We start from the raw sequence: 24,839 nt of genomic DNA, 5'->3' as shown, positions 1-24,839 counted from the left end.
CTCCTATGCGAGGAAGCTCTTGAGTTCGGTGACAAGCTTTTTGATGTGCCCGGAGAGCACCGGCGCGCCCATGTCCTTGAAGCGCTGCCGGAACCACGGGTTGACGCTCTGCTGGCCTCCGCTGCTGACGGAGCCGACCGGAATGAACTTGACCCCGGATCGGTGCAAAGCCTGCATCGAGTCGAACAGGACCTGCGACTGCGACTCGTAGAAGTCGGAGATCCACACCACGACCGTGTTTCGGGGGTCGCTCACCTTCGGCTGGGCCAGCGCCATCGCGACCGTGCCGTCGGTGCCGCCGCCGAGCCGGGTGCGCAGCAGCACCTCGAACGGGTCGTGCACCCACGGTGTGAGGTCCAGGGCGCGGGTGTCGTAGGCGACGAGGTGCACGTCGACCTTCGGCAGCCCGGCGAAGATGGAGGCGAGGATGGTGCAGTTGACCATCGCGTTGACCATCGAGCCCGACTGGTCGACCACGACGATGAGCCGGGCCGGCGTGGTGCGTTTCGCGGTCTGCTTGTAGTAGAGGCGGTCGACGTAGAGCCGCTCGTCCTCGGGGCTCCAGTTGGTGAGGTTCTTCCAGATCGTGCGCTCGATGTCGAGGTTGCGATAGACCCGCTTCGGCGGCACCGACCGGTCGATCTCGCCGACGCTGGTCTGCTGGACCTGCGTGCGCAGGACCGCGGCGACCTCGTCGACGAACCGGCGAATGAGCGCCTTGGCGTTGGCGAGCGCGACGCCGGAGAGATTGTTCTTGTCCCGCAGTAACTGCTCGATGAGCGACATGCTGGGGGTCAGCTGCTTGGCCAGCGCCGGGTTGGCGAGCACCTCCCGCAGGTGCATCCGCTTCACCAGGTTGCCCTCGATGCCGCCGAGCACGCCCGCCAGGCCGCCGGCGCTGGGGCGCCCGCGCAGCTCGCCCGGGTCCATGCCGAGGGCCTTCTCGAACCACCCGGCGTCAGCCTGCCAGTTGGCCAGCTGGGTGGCGCTCACTCTGCCGTTGCCGGTGTTGAACACGTTGATCAGCAGCTTGGAGACGAGGGCGGCGCGGCGCACCTCGAGACCGGTCGCCTCGCCGGCCCCGTCGCCCTGCGTCAGCAGGCCCTCGAACTCCCCGGCCAGCTCCGGGTGGCGCTGGACCAGGTTGTCGACGGTCACGCCCGGGTCGAGCAGCGCCGGCGGCAGCCCGATGTCGTCGACGATCGCGACGCTCGCGGATTCCAGGGACGGCTGCTCATCGGCCTCGAACAGCCGGCCCAGCATGCGCCAGTAGAGCACCTGGCGGCGGTTATCGTCGGTGGTCATTTGCGCAGCAACCTTCCGGCCCGCTCGCGCAGCACCTCGACCGCCTCGCCGGCCGCCTTGGCCAGCTTCGGATCGGCGGGGCCGAGCGCCCAGTCGCTGGTGTGCACCCCGACCCGCTTCTTCTTGACGGTGGTCTCCACCCCGAGCGGCTGCACCGTCCAGGCTCCGTCGTCCCAGCGCAGCAGGCCGACGCAGGCGGTCGCTCCGGCCAGCAGCTGCGGCGTCAGCGGCCCACAGGCGGGCAGCCTGCGCGTGTCGAGCGGGACGCCGGAGAGGTCCTCGACGAACACCGGCTCGGCGATGCGAGCCGGGTGCCGCTCCAGCGGAGGCGCGGCCGGGGCGAGCGCGGCGCCGAGGTGGACCCGGGCCGTGGTGAACGGGTCGGCCGCCTCGCCCGGCCGGGCCCGATCGTCGCGCCAGATCAGGTCGCCGCCGGCGAGCAGCGGCATGTCGGTGAGGTCGAGGGCGCGCCGTTCGGCGAGCCCGGTCAGCAGCATCTGGTGGCCGGCCAGCAGCCGCCAGATCGCCGGGCCGACGATCGTGTCGACCTTCGCGGCGGAGACGCTCGCCCGCACCAGGCGCGTGGCGCCGCCGGAGGTCTCCAGCACACCGTGGACCTGAACCTGCACCGCGGTGGGGTGCTCGTGGACGTCGGCGCCCAGCACGAACAGCCGCCCGGAGACCGGCTCGGCCTGCTCGGCCCGCTGCGCCCGGCCGCCGTCGCGGGCCAGCAGCAGCGCTCGGCTCCACAGGTCGGCCCAGCGGCGCACGGGCAGGTGCTCCATCGTCGCGATCGGGCTGCCGGCGCGCAGCTCCGCGGCGAGGCCGTCGAGCAGCACCGCGAGGCGGCGCAGCTCCGGCTCGGCGAGCGCGGCCTCGATGGCCTGGCTGGAGGCGGAGACCAGGTCGTCGTCGACGCCCCGCCAGCCGGTGATGGCGAGCTCGCGCAGCCACGACCGGGCCCCGGCGAGCAGGTGGGCCATGGCCGCTCCGCCCAGTCTGGCTCGATTGGGCTCCGCGCTGACCGACCCAGACCAGGCGGCCGGGCCGGGCTCGCCCTTCCACTCGGCGCGCTTGCGGCCGAGCGCCGCGTCGGCCCGCGTGAGCAGGGCGTCGTGCACCGCGCCGAACAGCGCGATGCGCGCCGCAGCGAGGGCGAAGAGGTGGTCGTCGGCGATCGAGCCGGCCGCGATCTTGTCGGCGGCCTCGGCGACCGCCTCGCGCAGCGGGCTGCCGCCGAACCCGGCGGCCAGCGCGGAAAGCGCCGCGACCCGGTCCTCGTCCACGCGGGCGAAGCCGTGCACCAGCCCGTCGTCGACGGCGGCGGCGAGACCGAGGGCGTCGCCGATGCCGGAATCGGGCTCGCCGGCGAACAGCGAGGACAGCATCAGCGCTCCTCCTCCACCCGCGTGACGGACGGGAACCAGTGCAGCTCCGGGATCGGCTCACCGCTGCCCGGCAGCTCCAGATAGGCCAGGTGGCGCAGGAACCCGCTGAACACGGTGGCCGCCGGCGCCGGCTCGTGGCGCGCCTTCAGCCCGGCAGCCAGCGACCGGCCGTCCTCGACGTCGAGGCGCAGATAGCGGGCGACGCGCTCGCGGCCGTATTGCACCTCGGCCTCGTCCAGCAGGGCATGCAGGTGCTTGCACGGGTAGGCGCCGCGCAGCCCGCCGCAGGGCCGGTTGTTGTTGGTGCTGCAGCTCAGTCCGTGGGTGCCCGCGCCGATCGACGAGACGTAGACCCGCTCGATGTCCGACCCGCTCGACACCACGCCCTGCAGGCGCCCGTCCGCCAGCTCGACGAACGGCACCTTGGCCAGCTTGCGTGGCTCCACGGGCGGTATGACGACCGCCGTCGAGCGCGTTTCGACGCTCAAGACCCTCGACCTCCAGCATTCGGGGTGGTCCTAGACGCCGGTAGTTGTACCGCATGGGTATGACAAAAAAAACCGCTACGCCAGCGAGACGGCGATCCGAAGGCAGGTCGGAACGTCCTCGGAGTGATAAGGCCATTCGCTTGGCTCGATGTTGTGCACGAACCCGGCGTAGATGACGGCGCCGAGCAGCGGCGCTACGGGGCGCAGCAGCCGGACGGCCGCGGCCGGGTCGCTGCCGGGCGCCAGCCGCCGCCACTGCTGCGTCCAGTGCGCCACGAGCGGCTCCGCCTCGGGCGGCTCGAGCCCGTCGCACAGGGCGAGGATGTCGAAGGCGGGGTTGCCGAGGAACGCGTCGCCCCAGTCCAGCACCGCGGGCGGTACCGTCGCGGAGAAACGCGCGTTGCCGGGGTGGAAGTCGCCGTGCACGAGCGTGTCCGGCAGCCCGCACGCGGCGACGGCGGCCAGCCGGTCGCCGAGCCCGGCCAGCAGCGCGTCGAGGCCGAAGATCTCGCCGAGCCATGGCTCCGCGGCTACCAGGATCTGCTCGCGCAGCCGGCCGCCACGCCGGTCGCGCACCCCGCGCCCGGCCAGCAGCGGCAGGTCGTCCAGCGCCCGCCGCTGCAGCCCGTGCAGCAGGTCCGCCATCGCGAACCGGGCCTCGGCGGGCGCGCCGAACCCGTCCTCGCCGGGCAGGTGCGTGAGCAGCTGCCGCCCGGTGCCGTCGGCGGCGAGCAGCCTCGGCGCGGCGCCGGGGGCCACCGCGCCGAGCCACGCCAGGACCTCGGTCTCGGTCCGCATGAACGGCGGCAGGTGCTTGAGCCACACCGGCCCGCCGGCCGCGTCCAGCCGCCACAGCGCAGAAAGGTTCCAGGTCTTGCGCTGCATGACGTTGCGGGCGGGACCGAGGCCGAGCCCACGCATCTCGCCCAGCGCCCAGCGCACCGACTCGGCCGGCCCGCCCACCTCGGCATAGGGCGCCCGCAGCGGATGCGGCGCCGGCCGGAAGTCGACCGGCGCCAGTTCCGGCACCACCGCGGACGCCGGACCGTCGAGCTGGGCGAGATAGCTCACCGCCCCGCCGTGCGGGCGCGGACGGTCGGCGTGCAGCAGCCGCAGCACGCTCACGTCGGCGCCGAAGCGCTCCCGCGCCCCGGCGACGACATCGTCGACCTCGGGCCAGTACGGCACCTCGACGGTGAACGCCGGCAGCGCGCCGAGCACAGTGCCCGATGCGTCGAGGAGAACCAGCGTCACCGTGCGCACAGCCGGCTCCTACACCGCGCTCCCGTGCGCGGCGACGATCCGCCACCTGCGGGTGTCGTCGAGGTGCCAAGCCTCCGCTGTCGTCACAGCGACCTCGCCAGCCGGTCGGCGATCAGCCGGGTGAAGCGCGACGGGTCGGCCAGCTCGCCGCCCTCCGACAGCAGCGCGATGCCGTAGAGCAGCTCGGCGGTCTCGGCCAGCCCGGGCGTGTCCGAGTCGGCGGCGTGCGCGTCACGCAGACCGCCGACCAGCGGGTGGTCGGGGTTGAGCTCCAGGATTCGCTTCGTGTGCGGCATCGGCTGGCCCATCGCGCGGTACATCTTCTCCAGCGTAGGCGTGATGTCGTCCGCGTCGCCCACGATGCAGGCGGCCGAGGTGGTGAGGCGGGTGGAGAGCCGCACCTCCTTGACGTCGGCCTCCAGCTTCGCGCCGAGCCAGGACAACAGCGGCGCGAAGCCCTCGCTGCGCTCCGGGGCGATCTCCTCGGCGCCCAGGTCGACCTGGCCCTTCGCCACGGACTGCAGCTGCCGCCCGTCGTACTGCGCGACCTGATCCACCCACACCTCGTCCACCGGGTCGGTGAGGATGAGCACCTCGTAGCCCTTGGCGAGGAACGCCTCGAGGTGCGGCGAGTTCTCCACCGTGGCGCGCGACTCGCCGGTCATGTAGTAGATGTCGTTCTGCCCCTCCTTCATGCGCTCGACGTATTCGCGCAGCGAGGTGGGCTGCTCCGCGGAGTGGGTCGAGGAAAGCAGGACGAGATCGAGCAGCGCCTCGCGATTCTCGGCGTCGTCGATCAGGCCCTCCTTCAGGGGTCGGCCGAACTCGGTCCAGAACGTGCCGTACCGCTCGGAATCCTTCTCCTTGATCTCCTTGAGCGTGGTGAGGACCTTTTTCACCAGGCGCCGCCGCACGACCTGGATCTGGCGGTCCTGCTGCAGGATCTCGCGGGAGATGTTGAGCGACAGGTCGTGCGCGTCGACGACGCCCTTGACGAATCGCAGGTACTGCGGGGTGAGCGCCTCGCAGTCGTCCATGATGAACACGCGCTTGACGTACAGCTGCACCCCGCGCTTGCCGTCGCGGCTGAACAGATCGAAGGGCGCCCGCGCCGGAATGAACAGCAGGGCCTCGTATTCGAAGGTGCCCTCGCCCCGCATGTGAATGGTCTCGAACGGGTCGGTCCAGTCGTGACTGACGTGCTTGTAGAACTCGTTGTACTCCTCGTCGGCGACCTCGCTGCGCGGCCGCGCCCAGAGGGCCTTCATCGAGTTCAGCGGCGTGTCGGCATCGTCGAGCCGGATCGGCCAGGCGATGAAGTCCGAGTACTTCTTGACGATTTCCCGGACTTTCCATTCCGCCGTGTAGTCGAACAGCTGGTCCTCGCTGTCCTCCGGCTTGAGGTGCAGCGTCACGGTGGTGCCCTGCGGCGCGTCCTCCAGCGACTCGATCTCGTAGGTGCCCTCGCCGGCCGACTCCCACCGGGTGCCCTGACTCTCGCCCGCGCGGCGGGTCACCAGCGTCACCTTGTCGGCGACCATGAACGTCGAATAGAAACCGACGCCGAACTGCCCGATGAGCTCTGCCCGCTGCTGCTGTTCGGGCGATTCCCGCAGCTTGCTCAGCAGCTCCGCGGTGCCGGACTTCGCAATGGTGCCGATGAGCGAGACGACATCATCGTGTGACATGCCGATGCCGTTGTCCCGCACCGTGAGCGTGCGCTGGTCCTTGTCGATCTCCAGCCGGATGTGCAGATCGTCGGTGTCGACGTCCAGTTCCTTGTTCACCAGCGATTCCAGCCGCAGCTTGTCCAGCGCGTCGGAGGCGTTGGAGATCAACTCCCGCAGGAAGATGTCCTTGTTGGAGTAGATCGAGTGGACCATCAACTGTAGAAGTTGTCTGGTCTCGGCCTGGAACTCCAGCGTCTCGCTCACTTCGACTCCCTCTCGAGGCTACGACCGCAGAAAAGAATACTGGCGCGATGTCGAAACCGAGGAGTGTCGTTCGTGTAGAGACCAGCAACACGCCGACGAGCCGGCGACATACCAAACGTGGAGGAACGTCATGAAGCAGTACCTGCTCAGCGTCGTCGAGCCGAGCACCGGGGAGCCGCCCACCGCCGAGGAGATGGAGCGGATCACGGCGCGGGTCGAGGAACTCGACCGCGCCGTCAAGGAGGCCGGGGTCTGGGTGTTCAACGGCGGGCTGCACCAGCCGGGCACCGCGACCACGCTGCGACCCAAGGGCGATGACGTGCTGATCACCGACGGGCCGTACGCGGAGGGCAAGGAGCACCTCGGCGGGTTCATGGTCCTGCGGTGCGAGGACCTGGACGAGGCGCTGGAGTGGGCGCGGCGGGCCGTGGCGGCCACCACGCTGCCGATCGAGGTGCGGCCCTTCCGGTGAGCCGCGAGGTCGAGCGGGTCTTCCGGGAGGAGTACGGCCGCGCTGTCGCCGTCCTGGTCCGCAGCTTCGGCGACATCGACCTAGCCGAGGAGGCGGTCCAGGAGGCGTTCGCGGCGGCGCTGCAGCGCTGGCCGGATGGCGGCACGCCGCCCAGCCCGGCCGGATGGATCATCACGACCGCGCGCAACCACGCGATCGACCGGCTCCGGCGCGAGGCCAGGCGCGCCGAGAAACATGCCGAGGCGGAATTGATCTACAACGTACCCCCGGACGAGCCCGACGACCGGCTGCGGCTGATCTTCACGTGCTGCCACCCGGCGCTGGCCCGCCACGCGCAGGTGGCGCTCACGCTGCGCCTGCTCGGCGGGCTGAGCACGCCGGAGATCGCGCGGGCGCTGCTGGTGCCCGAGGCGACGCTCGCGCAACGCATCGTCCGCGCCAAGAGCAAGATCCGCGACGCGAGGATCCCGTACCGCGTGCCGCGCGAGGCCGAGTGGCCCGACCGCCTGGCGGCGGTGCTCACGGTGCTGTACCTGATCTTCAACGAGGGCTACGCGGCCGGCTCCGGCGACGAGCTGGTCCGCGACGACCTGTGCGCGGAGGCGATCCGGCTCGGACGCATGCTGCGCCGCCTCATGCCCGACGAGCCGGAGGCCGCCGGCCTGCTGGCCCTCATGCTGCTGGCCGCGGCCCGGCGCCCGGCGCGCGTCGACGCGCTGGGCGCCCTGGTGCCGCTGCCCCGGCAGGACCGCACGCGCTGGGACCGGGCGGCGATCGCCGAGGGCCATCGCATCGTGCGCGAGTGCCTGCGGCGCAACCGGCCCGGCCCGTATCAGATCCAGGCGGCGATCAGCGCCGTGCACACCGACGCCCCCAGCGCCGAGGCCACCGACTGGGCGCAGATCGTCCAGCTGTACGACCAGCTCATGGCGGTGGCCCCGTCGCCGGTCGTCGCGCTCAACCGCGCCGTCGCGGTCGCCGAGGTCGACGGGCCCGACGCCGGGCTGCGGCTCGTCGAGGGCCTGAGCCTGCCGCGGTACCACGTGTTTCACGCCGTGCGCGCCGACCTCCTGCGCCGGGTGGGTCGCTCCGCCGAGGCCCGGGCCGCGTACGCGACGGCCGCGGAACTCGCCGGCAACGCGGCCGAGCGGAGGTATCTGCGCTCCCTCGCCGAGCCCGACGGCTCGACCGCCGTGACACCGGGTGAGATGCTCGAAGGATGACGAACCCGGTGCTCGCCCAGCTGCTCGCGATCGCGCTCATCGTCGCGATCGTCGCGCTGGCCGTCGTCGTGATCCCCATCAACCGCCGAGGCGCGCCGATCAGCGCCCGGGGCGGCCGCGACGAGCGCGGCTGGCACGGCTTCATCTACGCCAACCCCGACGACCCCAACCTGTTCGTCCCCAAACGGTTGGGCCCGGGCTGGACGATCAACTTCGGCCACCGCCGCGCCTGGCAGGCGGTCTTCGGCATCCTCGCCGTCATCGCGCTGAGCATCACGCTGGGCACCCTCGCGGCGGCACCCGGCCGGAGCTGACCGTCAGCCGGCGGTCAGCCAGTCCCATCCCAGCTGCAGAAACATGCCGAGGCGGTCACTGACCGCCCGGATCTGCGAGATCTTGCCCGCCCGCAGGGTCAAGATCCAGGTCTGCTCGACCTCGCACGAACGCCCCGTGGGCTCCGCTTTCGGCACCGACGCCGCGCTCAGAGGCCCAGGCGGGCGGCGACGGCCGACGCGGCCGGGTGATCCGTGTGCTCGTAGATGGCCAGGGCGCGCCGCCACAGGCCGATCGCCGGGGCGCCGTCCAGCGCGTCGCCGAGCCGGGTCGCGGTCTCTGCCTCGTCGATCCGGTCGCCGAGCTCGGTGAAGCACTCCAAGGCCGCACGGTAGCGCTCCACCGAGCGCTCCCGGTCACCGAGCGCCGCGTGTACCCGGCCGAGGTGGGCCTGCGCCGCGGCGGTCTCGTGCGGGTCGCCCAGCTCGCGGCGTAGCGCGAGCGCCCCCTCGCCGTGGGCGACGGCCTCGGCGGCGCGCCCGGCCTGCGCGTAGTGCCAGGCGGCCGCGGCGCGCGCGGACGCCTCGCCGGGCCGGTCGCCGGCCCGGCGGAACAGGGCCAGGGCGATCTCGTCGTGGACGATCGCCTCGGCGAAGCGGGCCATCGACTCCAGAACCGCGCCCAGGTCCTGCCGGCACGCCGCCGCGGCGCCCGCCTCGCCCTGGGCGTGGAAGCAGTCGGCGGCCTCGCGCAGCCGGCGCAGCGCCGCCTCGTGCTGCCCCGTGCGCAGGTACGCGGCGGACTGCGCGCGCTGCGCCCGGGCGAGCAGCGCCGGGTCGCCGAGGCGCTCCGCGGCCTGGATCGCGGTCTCCTGCACCGCGATCCGCTCGTCCCAGCGGCCGGCGGCGTCGAGGGGGCTGTCCAGGGCCTCGGCGATGCGCCAGGCGTCGCCGTACCGGCCGCGGCGCATGGCCAGCCCGAGCACGGCGAGCGCTGTCCGGTGCCCATCGGCGTACTCGGCATGGTGGGCCACGAGGCGGTCCTGCAAATCGGCCCGCTCGGCGTCCGGCGTGCCGCGAGCCGCGTGCTCGCGCAGGAGGGCGTGCATGGCATACCGCCCGGGCCGGCACTCGGCGACGAGCTGCGCCCGGGCGAGCTCGTTCAGCGCCTCCACACTGGACCGTCCTAAGAGGATGGTGGCGGCCCGCTCGCCCAGATCCGGGCCGGGGTGCGCGCCGAAGCCGCGGAACAGCCGCCGGGCGGCCGGGGAAAGCTGGTCATACGACCAGGCGAACGCGGTCCGCTCGGCGAGCGCGTCGGCGGCGGCCGCCAGCGACAGCTCGGGGTCCAGCGCGGCGCGGGCGGAGAACACGGTCAGCGCCATGGGCCGGCGCCCGCACGCGGTGATGATGCGATCGACGGCGGCCGGCTCCGCGGCGGTGCGCTCGGCGCCGATCCGCGCCGCGAGCACGGCCCGCGCCTCGGTGCGGTCGAGCACGTCGAGCATCAGCCCGGCCGCGTCGATCCCGGCTGAGCCGGCTAGCCCGGCTAGGCAGGCTGGGCCGTGCCGGCCCGTGACGAGCGCGACGCTGTCGCCCGCGGCCGGCACCAGCGGCCGCACCTGCGCCGCGTCGGCGGCGTCGTCGAGCACGAGCAGCACGCCGCGGCGGGCGGTCAGGCCGCGGTACATCCCGGTGCGCGCGGCCAGGCCCAGCGGCATGTCCGCGGGTGCCACGCCGAGCGCGGCGAGCAGCGTTCGCAGCGCCTCCGCGGCGGGCAGCGGGCCGGCCGGGTCGGAGCCGCGCAGGTCCAGGAACAGCGCCCCGTCCGGGAAGCGGCCGGCGATCCGGTATCCATAGTGGACGGCTAGCGCGGTCTTGCCGACGCCAGCGTCGCCGCCGACGAACACGGCCCGGGCGCCGGGCAGCATCCGGTCGAGCCGGGCGATCGCGCCGGCCCGGCCGGCGAAGTACGTTGGGGCGGCCGGCAGCCCGTGCTCGTCCGCGAGAGGCGAGGCCAGGGCGAGGGGCCAGAGCGGGACGATAGGCGGGGCCGGGGCGACGGCGCCGTCGAGGGCAGCGATCTGGGAGCGCGCCGACGCGAAGGCGCCGCACTCGGCCGGGCTGGCGCCGAGCAGCCGGAGCAGGGCGTCCAGGCGCTCGGCCGGTGGCAGTGCGCGGCCGGCGAAGTACAAGCCGATGGCCGCGCCGGGCCAGCCGGTGCGGGCGGCGAGCTCGCCGAACGTCAGCGGTGACGAGCCGGCCCGCCGGGCGTGCCTGCGACGCAGGTCGCGCAGGAGCCCGGCGAGCTCGTCGAGGGTGGATACACCCGATGGATCTACCACCCCGGAAGCCTGCCACAGCGCGCCAAATCCGGCGCGGCGACGGCTAGAAGGCGCAGATGGTGTCGAGGTCCGCGCTCGCCGCCTGGATGTCGGCCAACAGCTTGTCCATGTCGCCGAGCGCTTTGATCTTCGCCAGGTGGTCCGTCGAGCCGAACAGCGCGAGGCCGTCGGCGGCCTTGTCCAGGGCGGCCTGCAGCTTCGGGTCGGCCGCCTCAGCCTTGAGCTCGCGCGCCTGCTTGACCAGCGCGTCGGTGAGCTCCTTCGCCTTGTTCACCGCCTGCGTCTCGGCCGCCTTGTTCTTCTGCTGCCGCGCCGCGATCATGAGACCGATCTGCGTGCCGATCGGCTTCACCGTGTCCTCGGTGACGATCTTCGCGGCCTTGTCGCAGACCGCCTTGGTGTTGGCCTTGAGGTCAACCGTCGGGCTCGGCGAGGAGGTGCGGCTCGACGAGGACGTGGGGCTCGCCGCGGACGTCGAGCTCTCATCGGACTGCGAGCAGGCCGCAGAGGTGCTCACGAGGGCAGCGAGGATCGCCACGGTCAGTAACCGTCGCACGATTGAGGTTCTCCTCCATGTTGGTGGTCCCGGCATTGGCTCGGGGACGCTAGTGTCCTACATCCGCTCGGGGGCCTCGATCCCGAGTAGGTCGAGGCCGGTCCGGAGGATCCGCGCGGTGAGGTGACACAGCGCCAGCCGGCCGCCGCGCGCCGGCTCCGGCGCCCGCAGCACCGGGCAACTCTCGAAAAACGCGGTGAAGGCGGTCGCCAGCCCGTACAGGTAGCCGGTGAGGCGATGGAACTCGAGGCGTACGCCGAGGCGGTCGTAGACGCCCAAGAGGTACCGCCGCGAAACACCGACCAGCGAGGTCCACCACCACGGTCTCGGGCTCCACAGTGGACGCTCCGAGCCGCTCGTCCGCGGCGGCCTCGGCCAGCATCCGGTCCAGCGCCGCGTCCGCCAGTGTCAGGTTGAGGAACCCCGGCCCGGCCACCTCGACCTTCGCGCACAGGTCGTCGAGCCGCGCGGCCCGCGCCACGGCCGCCGCGATCTCGCGCCGGTCCCCCGGCAGGGCGAGCGCCCCGTCGGCCTGGAAGTCGGCGTGCCGGGATCGGCGCAGCGCGGGGTCGACGGTCGATCCGGTCACGGTCTCGAACGCGGCCGCGAGCCTGTCCCGCAGCGCCTTGCCGATGTCAGCCATGCCCTCGCACGGTACCGACCCGGGTGCGCGCCCGCCGCTGGTTGTAGCGCCAGGTGGCGAGCGCACGCCCAGAGCTACCCGCTGGCGAAGGCCGGCGCCAAGCGCGGGCTACGACCAGCTGGATAGCACTCCCGGCCCGGTGACGATGAGCAGAACGCAGATCGACGTCGTTACCACTACGCGCAGCATTCGTCGCATGGACCGGAAGTTATCGTGGCAGGTGGTGGCCGGGCCTTCACCCACCGGGGCGAGTTGCCTGCGGGGCCCGGTTCACCTCCGGGCCGGCGGCTTCCGAGTGGCGGCTCAGCCCCAGTTCTGCGGGGCGGGCTGGCGAGTGGGCGCGTTGAGCCGGTTGAAGAGGTTGGTCGTGGCGATCCACAGCACGATCGCCGCGAGCTCCTGCTCGCTGAAGTGCTTGGCGGCGTCCTCCCAGATGTCGTCCGGCACCGCGTCGGCCCGGTCGGCCAGCCGGGTCGCGGCCTCGGCGAGGGCCAGGGCGGCCCGCTCGGCCTCGGTGAAATACGGCGTGTCCCGCCAGGCGGCGACGGCGAAGAGCCGCTCGTCGGACTCGCCGTTCTTCTTGGCGCTGCGGGCACCCGAGTCCACGCATGGGCTGCAGCCGTTGATCTGACTGGCCCGCAGGTGGACCAGCTCCAGCGTGGCGCCGGGCACGCCGGCCGAGTGCGCCGCCTTGTACAGCAGGTTGATCGCCTTGGTGGCGTCGGGCAGGAGCGCCGCCGGGTTGGTCATCCGTGCCTGCATCATCGTCTCCCTTGTCACATCGCTGCGATTTGGTTCGTCGCCGGTATGACGACCCGCCACGGGAACCTGTGACAATTGTGGCCCAGGTCATAAATCTGGCCACAAATTCGGGCGAAAGGCATCGAACGTGAGCGAGAGCGACGACCGGCTGGCCGAGCGGTTCGAGGCGCTGCGGCCACGGTTGCGGGCGGTGGCGCACCGGATGCTGGGCTCGGCGAGCGAGGCCGACGACGCGGTACAGGAGGCCTGGCTCCGGCTGAACCGCACGGACGCGGGCGAGGTCGACAACCTCGCCGCCTGGCTGACCACGGTCGTCGGCCGGATCTGCCTCGACATGCTGCGCTCCCGGACCAACCGCCGCGAGGAGCCGCTCGAACTGCGCGCCGGGGAGCCGCCGGCGGGTGACGCCGGCCCGGAGCAGGAGGCCCTGCTGGCCGACTCGGTGGGCGTCGCGCTGCTCGTGATCCTGGAGACGCTCACCCCGACCGAGCGCCTGGCGTTCGTCCTGCATGACATGTTCGCCGTGTCGTTCGACGACATCGCGGTCGTCGTCGGCCGCAGCCCCGCCGCCGCTCGCCAGCTGGCGAGCCGGGCGCGCCGCCGCGTCCATGGCGGTTCTGCCGGTTCGGCCGGTTCGGACAGCCCGAGTGGCTCGGCGGCCGCCGACCTGCAGCGCCGGCGCGAGGTCGTGGACGCGTTCCTCGTCGCCGCGCGCGGTGGCGACATGGCCGCGCTGCTGACCCTGCTGGACCCGGACGTCATCATGCGCGCCGACGCGACGGCGGCCCGGATGGGCTCGGCCGGCGAGTCCCGGGGCGCGGAGGTCGTCGCCGCGTTCTTCTCGGGCCGCGCCCAGGGCGCCCGCCCGGCCGACATCGACGGCGCGACCGGCGCCGTGGTCCAAGTGGACGGCCGGACCCGGATCGCGATCAGCTTCACGGTCACGAGCGGCCGGATCATCGGCATCGATGTGGTGGCCGACCCGGCCGACCTGGAGATCCTCAACGTGCGGATCCTGGCGTAGTGCCGCCCGCCGCTCGCCGGCTCAACCGGGGCGGGAGGTCGCCACGTCCAGCGGGCTCTCGGTCAGGCCGGCCTTGCCTGGGCGTTGTCGAGCAGATACCCGGCTTCGCCGGGGGCGTCGAGTATCTCGTCGATGCCATTGTCGTCGTCGTAGGCGTGCACGAAGCCAAGGCGCTCATAGAGCCTTCGCGCCGCGCTGCCCCGCAGGACGACCAGCCGGAACGGCCGCGCGTCGCGGTGCGCCGCCATGACGTGCCGCAGCACCTGCCCACCGATGCCCCGGCCTTGCAGTCCGGGGTCGAGATAGAAGTGCTCAATCCACTGCGCGTCGCGCTCGGGACGGACCGCAACGGAGCCCACCGCCCGGCCGTCGACCTCGATGACGTCGGTGTTGGCCGGCACGAAGCCCTCGAGGAAGCGTCGCCGGGAGCGGCCGGCGTCCCAGCGCCCGACCCGCTCCAGGTCCGGCCGCATCGTCGCGGCCCTGAGGTCGATGAGCCACGGCGCGTCCGCCGACGTGGCCGGGCGTAGACTCCACGGCCGCGACATGCGGTCAACGTATCACCGGCGCATCGGCAAGTGGCCCGAGCGGCCAGCCCGCAGGGGTGGCCGAGGCCGGCACGGCAGCCGCCACCGCCCGAGGCCGGGGCCTCTCGGGGCCCGATGAGGCCGCGCACGACGTCATCGATCACGTTCGGCGCGACCCAGGCGGATGCGGCGTCAGACGAATAGCCGGCCGTTGGCCACGACGACGGCGCTGCCGGCGACCTCGACCCGCTCGACGACACCGTCGTCGAGCACCGAGACGCATGCGCGAATCGTCGACGGGCGGCCCATCTCGACGCCCTGCCGCACTGTGATCGTCGCGCCGAGTGGCACCCGCCCGTGCCGGCCCAGGTGCAGCGCGAGGGGGCCGGCCGCGGACCCGGTGCCGGCGTCCTCCGTCACGCCATAAGCGGGCGAGAACATGCGGGCCCGCCAGACCAGCGGGTCGCCTGTCGGGGCGAAGCAGTTCGCGGCCAGGTCGTCGTGGTCGGCCAGCGCGCGGAGGTCGACCCGCAGGGCGGTCAGCGCGGCCACATCGGCGAGGCCGACGAACGCATGGCGCGGGCCGTTGCGGTACACCTCGACAGGAAGGGTCGACGAGGACACCCCTAGCGCGTCGAGCAGCTCGGCGGCCCGGTCGTAGGGCTCCCAGACCGGGATCGGCTGGAACATCCGGGCGGTCCTGACACGGCCCTCGCCGGACTCCCCGGTGAAGCGGAATGGCACCACCCCCATGCCGGTCTCCATCCGCAGCTCGCCGTCGCGGACGCCGGGGTGGCCGGTCGCGGCCAGGACCGCGGCGGTACCGAAGGTCGGGTGGCCGGCGAACGGAAGCTCGCCGATCGGGGTGAAGATCCGCACGCGCACGTCGCCGCCGGCCGTGGGCGGGAAGACGAACGTCGTCTCGGACAGGTTCATCTCGCGCGCGATGCGCTGCATCCGCCCGGTGGTCAGCCCGGTGGCATCCGGGACGACCGCGAGCGGATTGCCCTCAAGGGCGGTGTCGGTGAAAACGTCGGCGATCACATAGCCGTACACGGCAGCAGCGTAAGCAGCCCCGCGCGCGGCGCGACACTGCTCGAACGAGTAGCCGGCCCACCATCGAGCGGGTCCGGTCGATGGCATCAGCCAGCGCGACCGAACCCGCCACGTCTTCTCGAGTGACGCGAGCCCCTCTCAGATCGGCTCAATGGTGGCGTTACATGCCGGTGGGCGACGGCGCGCCCGGCGACGGTGATGCCGGGGCTGTGGGCTGCATACCGGCGTGCTCGTGCAGCCGCACGATCCGTGCGGTGAAGGTCTCGTTGGCTCCGGTGCCGCTGGTCGTTCCGGCGATCGTGATCATCGAACCGGTCGTCAGGGTGCCGGGTTGCAGCGTGTGCCGGAGCTCGTAGACCCGCAGGTTTTCGCCCAGGGTCCACGTCCTGGTCCATCCGTCAGCCGATTTCACGGTGACCGACGAGCCCGAGACGGACGTGAGCGTGCCCTGCTGCATGGCCACGTGCACCTCACCCTGCTTTGTCTGGATGACGCCCTCGCCGTGCTCCACACCCTTGAGCATGTCGCCGTGGTGTTCGGCGCAGCCTGTCGCGCCCGGGCTGGGTGCCGTGGTGGGCGTGCCACCGCCCGGCGGGGACGGGCTGGGTTGGGCACTCGCCACCACCGGCGCGGCGACCGCACCGACTCCGGCGAGCACCGCGGTGCTGAGCGCGAGGCCTATTCGCTTGCATAACATGGTCCCCCTCCTCACCTGGACCAACAGTCCCGATACCACTCGGTAACCGGCGATAAACCACACACAACTCATGATTTTTCGCCATTTTTCGTCGCCGGATGGCCGACGCAAGCCATCCGTACGGCAGTCACATCGCCGTCAGAGAGCACGCACACCGCAAGGCGACTACGCTGCGGTGCCGTGAAGGACGCCTATTGCGACCAGGACCCGCAGGGTGGCAAGGCACGTTTTCAGCGGGGTGGGTTGGTGAACAGGCCGACTGAGCACCCGAGCTCGCCCGGTTCCAGCTGGACGCGTTTGTACCCCACCTGCTGGATCGCGCCATCGGCAGTCTTGATCATCACGATGCAGTCGCGCTCGGCTGGCACGCCCACCGCCGCCACGAGGGTACCTTCGCGCGTCACGGTGTCGACCTTGATGCCGTCCTGGGGGAACGCTGCCCGCACAACGCTTGCGAGCGTGTCGGGCGTGGCGGTGCGCAGCGCCGCGTCGAGGCGGTCCTTCGCGTCGGCGGGCAGCGTCAGCACCGGCGACGCAGACGGGACGGGAGGAGTCGCGATCGCGGGACAACCGATCTCGTGGTATTCGGTGTAGCGGTAGAGCTGAAGCACATAGCGGTAGCACCGCGTGGCGCTGCCGGCCGAGTTGCCGCGGTCGCCAATCGAGACCACGTCCCGCTCGGGCACCGTCACCTCGAACCGGACGTCCACGGTGGCCTTCTCGTCCCCGGTGGTCCGCCCGGACCAGCCGACCGGCGTGGCACTGGGCGCTATCTCGGTCGCGGCGATGTACTCGGCGTCGCGGACCCGGTCTCGGTGACCGAGCTTGTCATTCAGGCGCGCCGCCTGTTGCTCCGCGCTGTCCCGCGCGAGCGAGTCGCCGTCGACCGGCCCGGTCGCACAGCCCGTCAATGCGACGACGGCCGTCAATGTCGCGCACGTCAGACGGAGACCCGTGCCCACGGCGCCACAGTACTGCACATCAGCCGGCCGCACCCGAGCGCGCCTGTTCCGATCGCCCGCCGTTGGGCAGCGCGGCCAGGATGGTGGCGAGCACCGGTGGTACGGCAACGACCAGCAGCAACGCGAGCCACGGCGTATGCCAGTCGACCTCGACGTTGTAGGCGACGTAGCCGGCGGCTGGTCCGACCCCGGCGGCCAGACCGAGCGGGGTGGCCAGACCGACGATCAACGCGGCCTGGCCGGCCCGGATGCGTCGGCGGATGTTCGGCGTGGCGCCGACGGCGGCCATGGTGGCCAGGTCGCCACGCATCTCGGTGGCCGCGAGCCCGACGGCGACCGTGCTCGCGATCGCGGTGACGATCGCGCTGACCGCGGCGAGGACATAGAACATGGTGCTGGTCTCGGTGACCGGCCGGCCCCGCGCACCGATCACGTCCGGCACGATCGGCGCCCCCGGGACCTGGCTCGCGTGCAGCTGTGCCTGCAGTAACAGCTCGGTCGCGGCGGCGAGCTCAGCCGGGAGTGGTGGTCGGACGGTGTCGACGACGACGGCGTTGACGGCGGTGGTGAGACCGAGCCGGCGTGCGGTGGCCGGCGAGACGAGCAGGCCGGGAAGGGCTGTGAAGTAGGTTCCGCTGACGGCGATGTTCGCCGGGAGCACGTGTTCGGCACCCCCGTCGGAGCCCAGGGTGACCCTGCCACCGCTGACCAGCGTGTCGTTGAACGCCACCGCGCCACCCGTGCGGAGCGCCTCCGACTCCGCCGGTGTCGCCGCGCGTCCGGTGACCAACTGAATGGTCTCGTCGCCTCCGACGGCGATGCCGCGCTGCTCCATGGCGGCCAGTACGGCGACGTCGGCAGTGCCTTCGATGTGCGAGCCCATCGGGATGAAGATCCGGCCGCCCGGCGAACCGGTCACGATCTCCAGCCTGATGAGATTACGAGTGGGCAGGGCCGATCCCAGGCGCCGCAGACCGTCCTCGCCCAGCAGATCCGCCGCCTCGGCCGGGAGCATCACCTGCCCTGGGCGCGCCTTCTGCTGCGAGGGTGTGCTCTGCCCCCGCGCGTCGCCGACGAGTGTCAACGCCACCGTTCCGGCAAGCGCGGCGGTCACGGCGGCTACCGCCGACGCGGTGCGCAGGTAGTGCCGCGCCGCGTGCCGGGTTGCCAGCCGGGCGGCGAGCGGCAGCACGCGCGCGGCGCGGCCGGCGCCGCGGCGCGCGAGTGCCGGGATGACAGCCACGATGCCGGCGAGCTGTGCGACGCCGCCCGCCGCGATGAGTTCCGGCCGCCCATCCGGATTCGCGGTGTACCACAGCACGGCCGTCCCGGCAGCCGCGCACAGCAGCCCACCGACCAGCCAGCGCAGGTCGCCGGTGGAGCGGGACCGGTTCGCGCTGGTCTCGGCCCGGACCGGACGATTTCCTGCGGTACGCGCCGGAAGGTACGCGGCGAGCAGGCCGATCACGACCACCAGCAACGCGACCACCGCAACTGGCACAGGCGGAATCGAGACGTCGATCAGCGGGTGATCGGCGATCCGCTCGATCACTGGCCCGGCCAGCGCGAACGTCAGCAGACCGAGCACGACGCCGAGCGCTGCGGCTGCGGCGCCGAGGATCAGGCCGGCGGCGAGGACGACCCGGCCGACCTGGCGCGACGTGGCGCCCACCGCGGACAGCATCAGCAACTGCTGCCGCTGGCGTCGCGCACCGATCGCGAATGCCGCACCGGCGAGCAGGACGACCTGCGCGCCGGCGAACGCCACGACGACCGTCGTGGCCGCGGCCTCGATCGCCCGCTGCCGGATGTTGGGCTGCATGTCTCTGCGGTCCATGGAGCTCAGCCCGGGCACGTTGGTGCCGGGCGGTTGCCAGGATGCCGAGTCGCCGGGCAGGTCGACGAGCAGCTGCCGGCGCGCGCCAGCCGACAGCCGCTCGTTCGCGGACACGATCAGCGCTGGGCTCCGCAACGACCTGCTCAGGTCGACGACACCCACAACGGTCAGCTGCCGCATCGGCATGCCGGCCTCGATCTGATGGCCGACGCCGACGTGCAACTGCCGGGTCAGCGCCGTGGTCAGCGCCACCTCAGCGCTGCCCTGTGGCGCCCGACCGGCTCGCAGGACATAAAGCCCCTCGGCGATCACGCCGGTGATGTCGACGGCCTCGTAGTCGTAGGCGCCCAGCCCCTGCGGGGTCCGCACCACGGTCCGACCGTCCGCGACCGGCTCGGTGCGGCTGCCGGCCGGCAGCGACGCGGCCACGCTTTCCAGGTTGTCCGCGCCGACCAGCAGGTCGGCCCGGCCCAGCTTGAACGTCGCCTCCTGCGCGGACGTGCCGCTGAGATTTCCCCACGAGACCACGAGGACGACGGCCGCGTATGCCGGCACAAAGAGCATGAGCAGGATCAGGATGCTGCGCGCCTTGTTCCGCCACATCGAACGCCGAGCGACGCGCAGCGCGACGCGCCACGAGCCGCCGTACCCCGATCTGGGCCGCGGCGCTGCCGCCGCACTCACGAGGCACCCCCGAGCAGGTGCTCGACCGGGACGCGCGGTCCGGTGGTGTCGATGAGCCGGCCGTCGCGCAGGAAGATGGTGCGATCGGCCCAGCCCGCATACCTCGGCTCATGCGTGACAAGGACCCCGGCCGCGCCGCCGTCGACCCTGCTGCGCAGGACCTCCAGGACCGCCTCGCCGGTGCGGGAGTCCAGCGCGCCGGTCGGCTCGTCGGCCAACACCAGCCGTCGCTCGCCGATCAGCGCCCTGGCGATGGCGACCCGCTGCTGCTGCCCTCCAGACATCTGGTCCGGGAACCGATGCGCCAGGTGCGCGATACCGACCTCGGCGAGCGCGGCGAGCGCTTCCCGCCGGGCGACACGGGCGCTCAGGCCCGCCAGTTCGCGCGGCAGCGCGACATTCTCGGCCGCCGTCAGGTCCGCGACGAGATTGAGGTTCTGGAAGACGTAGCCGATCCGGTCGCGCCGCAACCGGGCCAGCTCGGTCGCGGTCAGCCCGCCCAGGGCGATGCCTTCCACGGACACCACCCCGGACGTCGGCAGATCGAGGCCACCGGCGATCGCGAGCAGCGTCGACTTGCCAGAACCCGACGGGCCCATGATGGCGACCAGTTCACCCGCGCGGACCTCGAAACCCACCGCGTCGAGCGCCTGGACGTCGTCATCGCCGGAGCGGAACGTCCGACTCACATCCGCGAACCGGAGCACGACGTCGTTCATCGCTTGCCTGCCGCCGGCGGCTGCTCCGCGGCCTCCGCGAGCGCGCCCGGCCGGCGATCTACCGGTGCGGGCGCCGGTGAACCGGCTGCCCGCCTGCGGCGCAACACCGTGGCCTCGATGTGGTCGAGCCAGCGGAGCTCGCTCTCCAGGGCGAACATCAGGTGATCGAGCAGCAGCATCCAGGCCTGCTCCTGTTCCGGATCGGCGCGCCGCCGCAGATCGGTGTAGTCACGCATCTGGCGCATCGACTCGACCCGTTGAGCTTGGACGATCCCGGTCACGTCCGCATGCGGCGTGGTCACGGCGATGGCCAGCTTCATCGCCAGTTCGCTGCGTGAACGCTCCGCACCGGTCACCGGCGTGGCGAACCATTCGGCCAGCGCCGCCTGGCCCTGCTCGGTGATGGCGTACATCGTCCGGCCCTCGTCGTTCTGTCCTACCGTGTCGACGAGACCATCACGGTGCAGCCGCTCCAGCGTCGTGTAGACCTGACCGACATTGAGCGTCCACATTCCCCCGGTCCGCGTGTCCAGTTCGGTCCGCAACTGATAGCCGTATTTCGGACCATCACTGAACAACGCCAGCAGCCCCCAGTGCACCGCACCTCTCCGCATGGCGGCCACCTTACCAAGTAACTAGTTACTCAGTAAGGTGCTCCGTGCAGCTTCGGCTGTCGTCTTGCGGGGTGCCGCCGTAGCCCGCTGCGCGACTCGGGTTCCCGGAAAATCAGAACAGTTTTTGTACTGGCACGTCACTCACTGTGCCCGATGGCACTCATGTCGTGCGTCGTAGCCAAGGTGTTCACGCGCGGTTCACTATCGACGACGTGGTGCGCCTGACGTGCGTCTGACGCGGCAGACCCGGCCTCGCCGCGGACGTGAACCAAGCCGCGGGATCGATCGCTGCCCTTTACAGGGTGTAGCCTGTCCCGCGTGCCGGTGAGACGAGCCTTTGCCGCGGCGTTTGTCGGCTTCTTTCTCCTCGCCGCCGCCTGGGCGCTCGCCCTGCCCACCAACGGAACGTATGACGAGCACCAGCACCTCGTGCGAGCCTATGCGGTCTGGACCGGCCAGTTCTATCCACATGCGCGCGGCGTCGACGACGCCGACACGCCCGCCGAGGTCGTCGAGGCACCGCGCAGTCTGCTGCCGCAGAACGTCAGCTGCACGTGGCGTCCCAAGCCACCGAAGCCGGCGTCGTGTCAGCTGCCGGTCACCGACCGCACCGACGGACCGGTGCCAACCACCGCCGGCCTGTATAGCCCGGTGTACTACCTCGCCGTCGGCCTCCCGCTGCGCCTCAGTCCGGACTCGACCGGCCTGGTCTTTGCCCGGCTGCTGTCGGCGGCCACCTCGGCGCTGCTCCTGGCGGCCGCCGCGGCCATCGCCGCCCAGCGGGGCAACAAGCTGTTGCTCGCCGCCCTGGTGCTGGTGAGCACCCCGTTGGCGATGAACCTCGCCGGCGCGATCAACCCCAACGGGCTGGAGATCAGCGCGGGTGTGCTGCTGTTCACCGCATTGCTGGCCGCATTACGATCGCCCACCAGACCGCTGCTGATCGTTGCCGGCGTCGCCTCGGCGTTGTTGCTGACCGTGCGGAGCCTCGGCCCGGTCCTGTTCGCCTTCGTGGTGCTCGCCTGCGTGCTCTTCGCTGGGCGCGGGCTTGCCCTGGCCCTGCTGCGCCGGCGCGACACCCTGACGTGGTTCGGCGGGCTCAGCGCGGCCGGCGTGGCGTTCTACGTGTTCTGGCTGCTGAGCTCGCGCGTCACGGACGTTACGCCCGACCGGGGGCTACAGCTCGGCCTTGGCGACATCCTGAAGGGGATCGCCACCACACGTGGCGTGTTCTATCTCCGACAGATCGTCGGTCAGTTCAGCTACGGCGAGACCCCCGTTTCGCCAGTCATGATTCTCCTGTGGTACGTGCTGATGGCGGCGCTCGTGATCCCGGCGCTCTGGCTCGGGAGCTGGCGCGTCCGGCTCGCGATCGGCGGCATCGCGGTGGTCAGCGCGTTGCTGCTCATCGGTCTGGAAGTCCATTTCGTACCGCTGCGTGGCTGGTACGCCCACGGCCGGTATGTGATGCCGCTCGCTGTCGGAGTGGTCATCGCGGCGGCGTACGTGGACGGCTTCGCGGCGTGGCTGACGCGACGCGGCTGGCTCGACTCGGTGGTGCTCGCGCTCGTGGCCATCACGGTGCCGCTCGACCTGTACGCGCTGGCTCGTGTCATGACGCGCTTCCAGGTGGGCATCAACGCCGGGCTTCAGCCGTTCGGCGGTTCGTGGCAGCCGGCGAGCGGTCCGGTGTTGCCGCTGCTGGCGTGCTTGCTGGGTGGGCTGCTGCTCACCTCCACAGTCCTCGTGCGCGCTGCGCGTCCCGTCGCGGAGCCCGAGAAAGTCAGCGTCGGCTGATGCCTCGTCCAGCCGCGTTGAACGTACCGATGATCAGGTTTGTGGCGCCGAGTGCTGGCATCCACCGAACGTGGCTCCGGGTCGCATCAGCAGGCCCGGCACGCCTAGACTCCAGCGGGACCTGCCCGTCCGCACCGGCCGCTGGCAGGACGAACTGTGTAGCACGATGGGAGTGATCGTGACGGAAGTCATCGCACTTGGTCAACCTACGGTCGGGGACGCGGAACTCGAGGCCATCGCCGAGGTGCTGCGCAGTGGATGGCTTGCTGGTGCGGGCCCGACCTGCGCGCGGTTCGAGCAGCGTTTCGCAGCGGTGGCGGGTGCGTCTCATGCGTTGGCCACCAGCAACTGCGGCGCGGCGTTGCACTTGGCAATGCTGACGCTGGGTGTCAAGCCGGGCGATGAGGTCGTGGTCGGGGACTACACCTTCCCGGCTACCGGTCACGCCGTGATGTATGCCGGCGCGAAGCCGGTGTTCGGGGATGTGCGCCCGGACATCTGGACGCTTGAGCCCGCCGCCGTGGAGGCGGCGATCACGCCGAAGACCGTCGGAATCGTGGCCGTCGATGTTGCCGGGCAATGCGCGGACTACGACGAGCTGCGTGCCATCGCGGATCGTCACGGCCTCTTCCTTGTCGAGGACGCGGCCTGTTCGGCGGGCGCGACATACCGGGGCCGAGCGGCGGGCAGCCTGGCCGATGTGGCGACCTTCAGTTTCCACGGACGCAAGGGCATCACCGCAGGCGAGGGTGGAGCGTTTGTCACCGACCGGCAGGACCTCGCCGCCCACGCGCGGAAGCTGCACACCTACGGGATCGAAGGTGCGTTGAGCCGCGAGGCGAGTCGTGAGCTGCCGATTCCCTCCTTCGACGAACTCGGGTACAACTACCGCATGTCAGACGTGGCCGCTGGGATGATGCTCGCCCAGCTCGATCGGCTCCCCGATCTGCTCGCCGCCCGTCGCCAGGTCGCGGCCCGCTACGCCGAGCTGCTGAAGGACTTCGATCTGGTCACTCTTCCTATTGAGGCTCCCGACCGCGAGCACACCTGGCAGGCATACATCCTGACGCTCGACCCGACGGTTGACCGGAGCGAGGTCGCGCTGCGCCTGCGTGAGCGCGGCATCCAGTGCAACTTCGGGACATACGCGTCGCACGTTCAGCCTCTCTATGGCGCGAGCAGCGCCTGCTCGGTATCGGCCGACATCTTTGCACGGCATCTGGCCATCCCGATGCACGCTAATCTGACCGATACTCAGGTCGAGACCGTCGCATCCGCGGTGCGCGAGGTTGTCACCGCTGTCCGTTCATCCCGCAGTCTCTGAGGAGCTTTTGACCATGTCCAACGGTCGGACCGTGTTCTTCACCGGTGGCGCTGGTTTCATCGCCCAGCACACAATCCCGTTGTTGCTGGCGAAGGGTTACCGGATCCGGATCTTCGACAACATGGCGCGAGGCGACCGGGCGGCCGTCAACGCACTCATCGAGACGGGTGAGGTCGAGCTCGTCGAGCAGGACGTCCGTTACGGCGGTGCCGTACACGCCGCGATGCGGGGCTGCTCCCATGTCATCCACTTCGCGACGGTGTCGATCAACAAGAGCCTGGCCGACCCATACGAGTCGATCGACATCAACATGGTCGGCAATCACAACGTCTTCGCCGCCGCGGCCGACCACGGCGTGCGCCGAGTCGTGTTCGCGTCCTCTGCCTCTGTGTACGGCGACCCGCAGAAGCTGCCGATGCACGAGGACGACCGCCTCAACCCGCTGACGCCGTACTGCATCTCCAAGCGCGCCGGCGAGGACCTCCTCGCGTTCTACCAGCGCCACAAGGGTCTCTCCTGGAACGCGCTGAGGTTCTTCAACGTGTACGGCCCCGGCCAGAAGATCGAGGCTTACTACACCAGCGTCATCAACACCTTCATCCAGCGACTCCGCTCGGGCCAGGCGCCGATCATCGACGGCAAGGGCGAGCAGTCGATGGACTTCATTCACGTCACCGATCTGGCCCGTTCGGTGGTCGCCGCTCTGGAGAGCGAGCGCGACGGCCTGCCCTTCAACATCGGCACCGGCATCGACACCTCCATCGCGCAGCTGACGAAGATCCTCATCGACGCGGTCGGTGTCGACGTCGAGCCGATCTTCAACGGCCGTGAGGTGCTGGTCAGCCGCCGGGCGGCGGACATCACCCGGGCCCGTGAGGTGCTCGGCTGGGAGCCGACCATCACGGTCGAGCAGGGCATGCGCGAGCTCGTGAAGATGTCGGCCTGAT

General features: G+C 71.3%; 24 protein-coding genes and 1 pseudogene. 7 read left to right on the top strand and 18 right to left on the bottom strand.

Annotated elements, in window-relative coordinates; translation table 11 throughout:
- Positions 1–3: 3 nt before the first annotated feature.
- The 5 genes from AB0367_RS01380 to htpG form a co-directional block, all read right to left on the bottom strand.
- Positions 4–1,305: a VWA domain-containing protein gene (locus tag AB0367_RS01380; RefSeq protein WP_366224178.1), complete on the bottom strand. Its 1,302-nt coding sequence runs from the start codon at positions 1,303–1,305 to the stop codon at positions 4–6.
- Complete coding sequence (locus AB0367_RS01375; RefSeq protein ID WP_366224177.1) at positions 1,302–2,693, bottom strand: hypothetical protein; 1,392 nt, start codon at positions 2,691–2,693, stop codon at positions 1,302–1,304. Before AB0367_RS01375 ends, AB0367_RS01380 begins: the two co-directional genes overlap by 4 nt.
- Entirely contained in the window at positions 2,693–3,181 is a 489-nt protein-coding gene (locus AB0367_RS01370) for a hypothetical protein (protein WP_366224176.1), read from the bottom strand. The genes AB0367_RS01375 and AB0367_RS01370 overlap by 1 nt, the downstream gene beginning before the upstream one ends.
- A 75-nt stretch (positions 3,182–3,256) precedes the next feature.
- Positions 3,257–4,444 (bottom strand): aminoglycoside phosphotransferase family protein, encoded by a 1,188-nt coding sequence (locus AB0367_RS01365; protein ID WP_366224175.1) that lies wholly within the window; start codon positions 4,442–4,444, stop codon positions 3,257–3,259.
- An 83-nt stretch (positions 4,445–4,527) separates the two neighbouring features.
- Positions 4,528–6,378 (bottom strand): molecular chaperone HtpG, encoded by a 1,851-nt coding sequence (gene htpG / locus AB0367_RS01360; protein WP_366224174.1) that lies wholly within the window; start codon positions 6,376–6,378, stop codon positions 4,528–4,530.
- A 130-nt stretch (positions 6,379–6,508) separates the two neighbouring features.
- Between htpG and AB0367_RS01355 the strand changes: the two genes are divergently transcribed.
- Genes AB0367_RS01355 through AB0367_RS01345 form a run of 3 tightly spaced genes read left to right on the top strand, consistent with a single transcriptional unit; the run spans position 6,509 to position 8,387 of the window.
- Complete coding sequence (locus AB0367_RS01355) at positions 6,509–6,850, top strand: YciI family protein (protein ID WP_366224173.1); 342 nt, start codon at positions 6,509–6,511, stop codon at positions 6,848–6,850.
- Complete coding sequence (locus AB0367_RS01350) at positions 6,847–8,073, top strand: sigma-70 family RNA polymerase sigma factor (protein ID WP_366224172.1); 1,227 nt, start codon at positions 6,847–6,849, stop codon at positions 8,071–8,073. Before AB0367_RS01355 ends, AB0367_RS01350 begins: the two co-directional genes overlap by 4 nt.
- Positions 8,070–8,387 (top strand): DUF5808 domain-containing protein, encoded by a 318-nt coding sequence (locus AB0367_RS01345; protein ID WP_366224171.1) that lies wholly within the window; start codon positions 8,070–8,072, stop codon positions 8,385–8,387. The genes AB0367_RS01350 and AB0367_RS01345 overlap by 4 nt, the downstream gene beginning before the upstream one ends.
- Positions 8,388–8,390: 3 nt before the next feature.
- On the opposite strand, the gene AB0367_RS01340 is transcribed toward AB0367_RS01345, so the two are convergent.
- The 6 genes and pseudogenes from AB0367_RS01340 to AB0367_RS01315 all read right to left on the bottom strand — a co-directional run bounded on the left by AB0367_RS01340 (position 8,391) and on the right by AB0367_RS01315 (position 12,651).
- Positions 8,391–8,543 carry a hypothetical protein gene (locus AB0367_RS01340; RefSeq protein WP_366224170.1) on the bottom strand — a complete coding sequence of 51 codons (153 nt, stop codon included), beginning with the start codon at positions 8,541–8,543 and terminating at the stop codon, positions 8,391–8,393.
- 11 nt (positions 8,544–8,554) lie between these two features.
- Positions 8,555–10,690 carry a tetratricopeptide repeat protein gene (locus AB0367_RS01335; RefSeq protein ID WP_366224169.1) on the bottom strand — a complete coding sequence of 712 codons (2,136 nt, stop codon included), beginning with the start codon at positions 10,688–10,690 and terminating at the stop codon, positions 8,555–8,557.
- A 43-nt stretch (positions 10,691–10,733) separates the two neighbouring features.
- The gene (locus tag AB0367_RS01330; RefSeq protein WP_366224168.1) at positions 10,734–11,246 is read right to left on the bottom strand and encodes a hypothetical protein; all 513 of its coding nucleotides are present in this window, start codon (positions 11,244–11,246) and stop codon (positions 10,734–10,736) included.
- A 57-nt stretch (positions 11,247–11,303) separates the two neighbouring features.
- Positions 11,304–11,525, bottom strand: coding sequence for a DALR anticodon-binding domain-containing protein (locus AB0367_RS01325; protein WP_366224167.1), 222 nt, complete (start codon positions 11,523–11,525; stop codon positions 11,304–11,306).
- A gap of 136 nt (positions 11,526–11,661) precedes the next feature.
- Positions 11,662–11,889: pseudogene (locus tag AB0367_RS01320) on the bottom strand (arginine--tRNA ligase); the annotation flags it as partial.
- 303 nt (positions 11,890–12,192) lie between these two features.
- Positions 12,193–12,651 carry a carboxymuconolactone decarboxylase family protein gene (locus AB0367_RS01315; RefSeq protein ID WP_366224166.1) on the bottom strand — a complete coding sequence of 153 codons (459 nt, stop codon included), beginning with the start codon at positions 12,649–12,651 and terminating at the stop codon, positions 12,193–12,195.
- A gap of 127 nt (positions 12,652–12,778) precedes the next feature.
- Between AB0367_RS01315 and AB0367_RS01310 the strand changes: the two genes are divergently transcribed.
- Positions 12,779–13,675: a sigma-70 family RNA polymerase sigma factor gene (locus AB0367_RS01310; protein WP_366224165.1), complete on the top strand. Its 897-nt coding sequence runs from the start codon at positions 12,779–12,781 to the stop codon at positions 13,673–13,675.
- A 62-nt stretch (positions 13,676–13,737) separates the two neighbouring features.
- Here the strand turns inward: AB0367_RS01310 and AB0367_RS01305 are convergent, their stop codons facing one another.
- The 7 genes from AB0367_RS01305 to AB0367_RS01275 all read right to left on the bottom strand — a co-directional run bounded on the left by AB0367_RS01305 (position 13,738) and on the right by AB0367_RS01275 (position 20,771).
- Positions 13,738–14,223 carry a GNAT family N-acetyltransferase gene (locus AB0367_RS01305; RefSeq protein WP_366224164.1) on the bottom strand — a complete coding sequence of 162 codons (486 nt, stop codon included), beginning with the start codon at positions 14,221–14,223 and terminating at the stop codon, positions 13,738–13,740.
- Between the two features lie 171 nt (positions 14,224–14,394).
- Positions 14,395–15,258 (bottom strand): PhzF family phenazine biosynthesis protein, encoded by an 864-nt coding sequence (locus AB0367_RS01300; protein WP_366224163.1) that lies wholly within the window; start codon positions 15,256–15,258, stop codon positions 14,395–14,397.
- Positions 15,259–15,418: 160 nt separating this feature from the next.
- Positions 15,419–15,955 (bottom strand): hypothetical protein, encoded by a 537-nt coding sequence (locus AB0367_RS01295; RefSeq protein WP_366224162.1) that lies wholly within the window; start codon positions 15,953–15,955, stop codon positions 15,419–15,421.
- Positions 15,956–16,185: 230 nt separating this feature from the next.
- Entirely contained in the window at positions 16,186–16,917 is a 732-nt protein-coding gene (locus AB0367_RS01290) for a hypothetical protein (RefSeq protein WP_366224161.1), read from the bottom strand.
- 19 nt (positions 16,918–16,936) lie between these two features.
- Positions 16,937–19,357: an FtsX-like permease family protein gene (locus tag AB0367_RS01285; protein ID WP_366224636.1), complete on the bottom strand. Its 2,421-nt coding sequence runs from the start codon at positions 19,355–19,357 to the stop codon at positions 16,937–16,939.
- Between the two features lie 77 nt (positions 19,358–19,434).
- Positions 19,435–20,157: an ABC transporter ATP-binding protein gene (locus tag AB0367_RS01280; RefSeq protein WP_366224160.1), complete on the bottom strand. Its 723-nt coding sequence runs from the start codon at positions 20,155–20,157 to the stop codon at positions 19,435–19,437.
- Entirely contained in the window at positions 20,154–20,771 is a 618-nt protein-coding gene (locus AB0367_RS01275) for a PadR family transcriptional regulator (RefSeq protein WP_366224159.1), read from the bottom strand. The genes AB0367_RS01280 and AB0367_RS01275 overlap by 4 nt, the downstream gene beginning before the upstream one ends.
- A gap of 318 nt (positions 20,772–21,089) precedes the next feature.
- On the opposite strand from AB0367_RS01275, the gene AB0367_RS01270 reads away from it, so the two are divergent.
- The 3 genes from AB0367_RS01270 (at position 21,090) to AB0367_RS01260 (ending at position 24,838) form a co-directional block, all read left to right on the top strand.
- Positions 21,090–22,568: a DUF2142 domain-containing protein gene (locus AB0367_RS01270; RefSeq protein ID WP_366224158.1), complete on the top strand. Its 1,479-nt coding sequence runs from the start codon at positions 21,090–21,092 to the stop codon at positions 22,566–22,568.
- A gap of 178 nt (positions 22,569–22,746) precedes the next feature.
- Entirely contained in the window at positions 22,747–23,892 is a 1,146-nt protein-coding gene (locus tag AB0367_RS01265; RefSeq protein ID WP_366224157.1) for a DegT/DnrJ/EryC1/StrS family aminotransferase, read from the top strand.
- Between the two features lie 13 nt (positions 23,893–23,905).
- Positions 23,906–24,838 carry an NAD-dependent epimerase/dehydratase family protein gene (locus AB0367_RS01260; RefSeq protein WP_366224156.1) on the top strand — a complete coding sequence of 311 codons (933 nt, stop codon included), beginning with the start codon at positions 23,906–23,908 and terminating at the stop codon, positions 24,836–24,838.
- The last annotated feature ends 1 nt before the right edge of the window (position 24,839 follow it).

Source organism: Dactylosporangium sp. NPDC051484, from assembly GCF_040689395.1.
In the GTDB taxonomy this organism is placed as follows: domain Bacteria; phylum Actinomycetota; class Actinomycetes; order Mycobacteriales; family Micromonosporaceae; genus Dactylosporangium.
The sequence above is the reverse complement of the archived record's forward strand: the minus strand, read 5'-3'. Positions and strand labels throughout refer to the sequence as shown.

Bases quoted from the DNA above. Each gene is read 5' to 3' on its own strand.
- AB0367_RS01380 (WP_366224178.1), bottom strand. From the start codon at position 1,305: ATGACCACCGACGATAACCGCCGCCAGGTGCTCTACTGGCGCATGCTG.
- AB0367_RS01375 (WP_366224177.1), bottom strand. From the start codon at position 2,693: ATGCTGTCCTCGCTGTTCGCCGGCGAGCCCGATTCCGGCATCGGCGAC.
- AB0367_RS01355 (WP_366224173.1), top strand. From the start codon at position 6,509: ATGAAGCAGTACCTGCTCAGCGTCGTCGAGCCGAGCACCGGGGAGCCG.
- AB0367_RS01345 (WP_366224171.1), top strand. From the start codon at position 8,070: ATGACGAACCCGGTGCTCGCCCAGCTGCTCGCGATCGCGCTCATCGTC.
- AB0367_RS01315 (WP_366224166.1), bottom strand. From the start codon at position 12,651: ATGCAGGCACGGATGACCAACCCGGCGGCGCTCCTGCCCGACGCCACC.
- AB0367_RS01305 (WP_366224164.1), bottom strand. From the start codon at position 14,223: ATGTCGCGGCCGTGGAGTCTACGCCCGGCCACGTCGGCGGACGCGCCG.
- AB0367_RS01295 (WP_366224162.1), bottom strand. From the start codon at position 15,955: ATGTTATGCAAGCGAATAGGCCTCGCGCTCAGCACCGCGGTGCTCGCC.
- AB0367_RS01285 (WP_366224636.1), bottom strand. From the start codon at position 19,357: ATGTGGCGGAACAAGGCGCGCAGCATCCTGATCCTGCTCATGCTCTTT.
- AB0367_RS01280 (WP_366224160.1), bottom strand. From the start codon at position 20,157: ATGAACGACGTCGTGCTCCGGTTCGCGGATGTGAGTCGGACGTTCCGC.
- AB0367_RS01275 (WP_366224159.1), bottom strand. From the start codon at position 20,771: ATGCGGAGAGGTGCGGTGCACTGGGGGCTGCTGGCGTTGTTCAGTGAT.
- AB0367_RS01260 (WP_366224156.1), top strand. From the start codon at position 23,906: ATGTCCAACGGTCGGACCGTGTTCTTCACCGGTGGCGCTGGTTTCATC.